Below are 4,500 nucleotides of genomic sequence, written 5' to 3'. Positions count from 1 at the left end.
GGAAAGTCTCGGCCTTTCGATGCATGTGCCAGCCGACCGCCGACTGCCCACCCTTACCACGGTTCGCATTCCTGAAGGTGTGGACGGCAAGGCCTTCAGCCAGCACCTGCTCAACAGCCACGGCATCGAGGTTGGTGGCGGACTCGGCAGCCTGGCCGGAAAAATCTGGCGTATCGGTCTGATGGGGTACAACTCCACCTCTGAAAACGTGAACCGTCTGCTCAACCTGTTTGAGACAGAGCTGCCTCGCTTCAGCGGTTCCGTCGCCGCCGCTGCCTGAACCAGCGTTTTAGCTGTTCCCTCGCCTCAGGTTCGCGCACGCCCTGAATCACCTTCATGTGGTGATGGCCACTGGCATGGGTGGAGAGGTCAAGGCTTCCTCCCAGGGCACCGCGCTTGGGGTCTGACGCCGCAAAAACCACAGTTCCCATGCGGGCCGGGACCAAGGCCCCTGCACACATGGGGCAGGGTTCGAGGGTGACGACCAGGGTGCAGTTGTTGAATCTCCAGTCGTCCTGAACGATTGCTGCCTGTTGCAAGGCCACCAGTTCGGCATGCCCGAGGGGATCCCTGTGGTTCTGGCGCCGGTTGCGTCCATGGCCGATGGCTCGTCCCTGTCCATCCAGGATCACAGCGGCCGCCGGCACTTCTTCCTCCACTCCAGCCTCCTCGGCGCGCTGGAGCAGAACGTCCATCCAGCGAGTGAACTCATCCCGCTGATCCACCGCTGTCCCACGTTGTCCTTTGAGCACCATCCCACGAGACGCGAAGATCACTGCAGTTCACGGGTCTCCGTTGCAAGCCTGTTTCGAGTCTCAGCACCCACCGGATCGGCTTGCTCCGTTCGCCATCCCCTCGGCCGCAGATCCGGTGCTGAGGGACTTCTTGCATCGCAGTTCAGATCTGCTCTGCCGTTGGATCGGCTCCGCTGATCGATCAAGCCCAGTCCCTGTTATGCGCCCTTTGCCGGGCGTGGCTCCAGGGGTAGAGGGGGCCAGCGTTGAATCGCTGCTCAGTGACCTTCAGCAGGTGATGGATGGGGCCTATCAGCCATCCCATCCCGGTGCTCTGGCCCATCTCGATCCGCCCCCGCTCACCGCGTCCATTGCGGCGGAGTTGGTCTGTGCAGGTCTCAACAACAATCTTCTGGCCGAAGAGCTTTCGCCTGGTCTGACGGGCCTGGAACATGACCTCTGCCGCTGGTTCTGCCACAGGATTGGCTTGCCCACGGGTTCCGGTGGGGTTTTGGCCAGCGGCGGAACCCTGAGCAATCTTATGGCCCTGGTGGCAGCACGGGCGGCGTTGGGTGCCACGCATCGGGATCCTGTGCTGCTGTGCAGCCAAGACGCCCATGTCTCGATCAACAAAGCCGCCAGGGTGATGGGGCTCGCGGATGATGCGCTCCAGACCCTTCCCGTGGTTGCGGATGGTGGCCTTTGCCTCGAGGCTCTGGCCAAGCGTTTGAGATCCCTGCAAGCCGAGGGGCGTCCTTGTCTGGCGGTGGTGGCCACTGCCGGTACCACGGTGCGCGGAGCCATTGATCCCCTGTCGGATCTGGCAGTCCTCTGCCGTGATGCCGAGGTCTGGCTGCATGTGGATGCGGCCATCGGCGGTGTTTTCGCACTGAGTGCCAGCCATGGATCGCTGATGGAGGGCATGGAACTGGCGTATTCGATCACGCTGAATCCCCAGAAATTGCTGGGCATCACCAAGGCGTCATCTCTGCTGTTGTTGCGGGATCGAACCCATCTCCGGCAGGCCTTTTCAACAGGATTGCCCTACATGGAGGCGCCCAAGGGGATGGACCACGGTGGGGAGATCGGATTGCAGGGCACCCGACCTGCAGAGATCCTCAAGCTGTGGCTGGGCCTGCGTCAGTTGGGCGAGGCGGGCATCAAAGCGACGCTCAGCGGAGCTTTGCAACGGCGAACGGCCTTTGCAGCCCAATTGGATCCAGAGAAGTTCACGTTGTTGGCCGGTGATCTTCACCTGCTGGCGTTCCATTCCAAACAAGGGGACGTTGCTGCAGCTGGGCGTTGGAGTGAAGACACCAGGCAAATGTTGCTGTCTCACGGCTACATGCTTTCGAGACCGTTTTATGGCGACCGCTTCTGTCTCAAGGCGGTCTTTGGCAACCCCCACACCACGGCGCAGCACCTCAGCGACCTGTCGGCACGACTGAATGGTTCGCTGGCTCAAGCTTGATCGTTCACAATCGCCATCATTTGAGACGCTCCCATGCCGGAACAGCAGCAGGGTTCACGCTGGGTTGCCATCGTCACCGGGGCGATCTCCGTGGCGATTGGCGTGTTTTATCTGCTTGTGATCACTATTCTGGATGCCCGGGGGCCGATGCTCCCCCCTCCTGCTGAGGCTCTGGCCGGGGGGGAAGACGTCCCGCCGCGGACGTCTGAAGCGGTTCAACCACTTGCCGCATGGCACTGGCCAGAAAGCGCTGCAGTGAGAGCTCCCGTCGGTTGAGCTCAAAGGCCTGTTGAACCACGGTCTGCATTCCACCATCGCCCCAGTCTTGGTCTTGCTCGAAGTAGCGCATGAAACTGCTTCCGGCGATTCGGGTGAGCCATGCGGTCACCACCCCCTGGAGCACTTGACCCAGGACCAAGGTGGGCAAGCTCAGGCTCAGGCTGGTGCCCAGCAAGCTCATGGCCCCTTTGACGATGCCCAACTTGCCCAGGGTCTGTCCAAGGGACAAGGCCAAATCCTTGGCGCGATCACGGGACATCTCGACCCCGTAGATCTTGGCCATCTCCAGGATCATCTGGACATTTACCGCTGCAGTGCTCAACAGATCCACCCCTGGCAGCGGGTTGGCAGCGACAATCCCCGCTGCCATCCAGCTGTAGCAGTCAATGCAGCGTTTGGCTTCCCGAGACCGCTGGTCGTTCAACAGGTCGCGCCCACGGCTGTCGAGGGATCGGCACTGCAGAAGGATGTTGTCGGCAATTAATTCCTCCCCCTCGGCGTGCAGCACGACGGCGAGGCGCTGCAGCAGATCGCTTACGTCAGGCAGCGGCTGCAGCGGGCGACGCCCGGGTTGAGGAATCGATTGAGGAGATGCACTGCAGGCCAGCACATCAGCAGCGTTGAGCTGTCCCTGGCAACGGGAGCGAAGCACCTGCAGGAGCCTCTTCTCCTCGTCAACGCCGCGTAAATCCCGCTTGTTCAGCACCAGGAGCAGCCGCTTGCCGAGCCCGGCGAGAGAGGTCACGACGGCGTATTCCGAGGCTCTGAGGTCTCCATCCACCACCACAATCAACAGATCGGCGCGAACCGCCCGACGACGGGCTGTTTCCTCCCGGCTGAGGCCTTCGTCTCCGGCTTCCAGGATCCCTGGGGTGTCCACGAGCTGAAGTCCACGCTCCAAACCTTTCAAACGCAGGCGGTAGGCGCGGCTGGTTTTGGTCACGCCCATGGGCGCTCCCACATCACCGACCATTTCATTGAGCAGAGCACGGATCAGCGATGTCTTGCCGCTGGATCCGGTGCCGAACACCACAACCACCAGATCGCCTCGCTTCAGTTCCTCAGCGACCCGATCGCGTTCGTTCTGAAGGCTGCGGCGACTGATGTCGTCCTGAATACGTTCGATCAGACGATCCACGTGGCCGAGGCTGGTGGTCGCGGCATCCCGCCGGTTCTGTGGAGCGGCGTTGGGTTGGCGTTGGGTTGGGCATGATTTCAGGCGTTTCCACATCGCCCAACCCACCTGCACCGCCACGCTGGCCACCAGCACAAGCCCCAGCAGCAGCACCGGCGTGAGCAACCAGGGAGGCAGGAAGTAACTCAGATCCCACAGGAGGCTGCGGATGATCTGAACGGCAACGCCAACCACCACGAGTGCTACAAAGGCAACGGTGAGACCGATCAGCAACCGGGTTTGGCGTTTCATGCCTGCGTCATACCAGCCTCAGGGCAAGTTTGGGTCAGCCACGGCTGCTGTTATTACGGCGTGTCAGGAGGTCTATCGCAAAGCAGAGCACCGCGAGATTGATGGCGACATCTGCCCCGTTAAAGATCGGGAAATCGATCGGTTCGAGCGCCAGAAAATCCACCACGTGGCCCAGGCGCCAACGATCAAGACCATTGCCCAGGGTGCCGCCCAGCAGCGCCGCAGCGGCGAGGGCCTGCCAGAACGGCAGCACCCGTTCACGCCAGATCCACAGGATCAGCCCAATGCCCACCCCCAAGCTGAGCAGCCCAAGCAGGGCAGTGGAGTTCTGCAGAACACTGAAGGCCGCGCCGGTGTTGTGAACCAATTGCAGCGAAAGCAGATGCGGCAGCAGGGGGAGAGATTGGCCCCCTTGCAAAGCGCTGGAGGCCGCTGCCTTGCTCAGCTGATCCACCATCACGATGACCAGGGCAATTAGCAGGGTTGAGCGACGTGGAAGTGGTCTCTTCATGGCTCGATGATCAACAACCGGCGCAACACAACCGAGAGGAATCCTGCACCGATGCAGAGCAGCATCTGAGCCGGTAGCG

The 4,500-nt window shown here is 61.6% G+C and carries 4 protein-coding genes and 1 pseudogene; 2 read left to right on the top strand and 3 right to left on the bottom strand.

The genetic code is table 11. From position 1 onward, the window contains the following. Positions 1-280: pseudogene (locus ACGVJ8_RS01430) on the top strand (alanine--glyoxylate aminotransferase family protein); the annotation flags it as partial. Here ACGVJ8_RS01430 and ACGVJ8_RS01425 read toward each other — a convergent pair. After that, on the bottom strand, positions 252-755 hold the full coding sequence (locus ACGVJ8_RS01425; RefSeq protein WP_392345150.1) for a nucleoside deaminase: 504 nt from the start codon (positions 753-755) through the stop codon (positions 252-254). The pseudogene ACGVJ8_RS01430 and the gene ACGVJ8_RS01425 overlap by 29 nt on opposite strands. A 40-nt stretch (positions 756-795) precedes the next feature. Here ACGVJ8_RS01425 and ACGVJ8_RS01420 point away from each other — a divergent pair, with 40 nt between their 5' ends. Beyond that, positions 796-2,205 carry a pyridoxal phosphate-dependent decarboxylase family protein gene (locus ACGVJ8_RS01420; RefSeq protein ID WP_392345149.1) on the top strand — a complete coding sequence of 470 codons (1,410 nt, stop codon included), beginning with the start codon at positions 796-798 and terminating at the stop codon, positions 2,203-2,205. 124 nt (positions 2,206-2,329) lie between these two features. Here ACGVJ8_RS01420 and ACGVJ8_RS01415 read toward each other — a convergent pair whose 3' ends face one another. Together ACGVJ8_RS01415 and lspA are read right to left on the bottom strand one after the other, a co-directional pair. Next, entirely contained in the window at positions 2,330-3,910 is a 1,581-nt protein-coding gene (locus tag ACGVJ8_RS01415; RefSeq protein WP_392345148.1) for a YcjF family protein, read from the bottom strand. 34 nt (positions 3,911-3,944) lie between these two features. Further along, positions 3,945-4,421 carry a signal peptidase II gene (lspA, locus tag ACGVJ8_RS01410; protein WP_392345147.1) on the bottom strand — a complete coding sequence of 159 codons (477 nt, stop codon included), beginning with the start codon at positions 4,419-4,421 and terminating at the stop codon, positions 3,945-3,947. Between the last annotated feature and the right edge of the window lie 79 nt (positions 4,422-4,500).

The sequence above is a fragment of the Parasynechococcus sp. genome, assembly GCF_042954245.1.
Classification (GTDB): Bacteria; Cyanobacteriota; Cyanobacteriia; order PCC-6307; family Cyanobiaceae; genus Parasynechococcus.
Note: the sequence above shows the minus strand (reverse complement) of the source record. Positions and strands in the feature narration are given on the sequence as shown.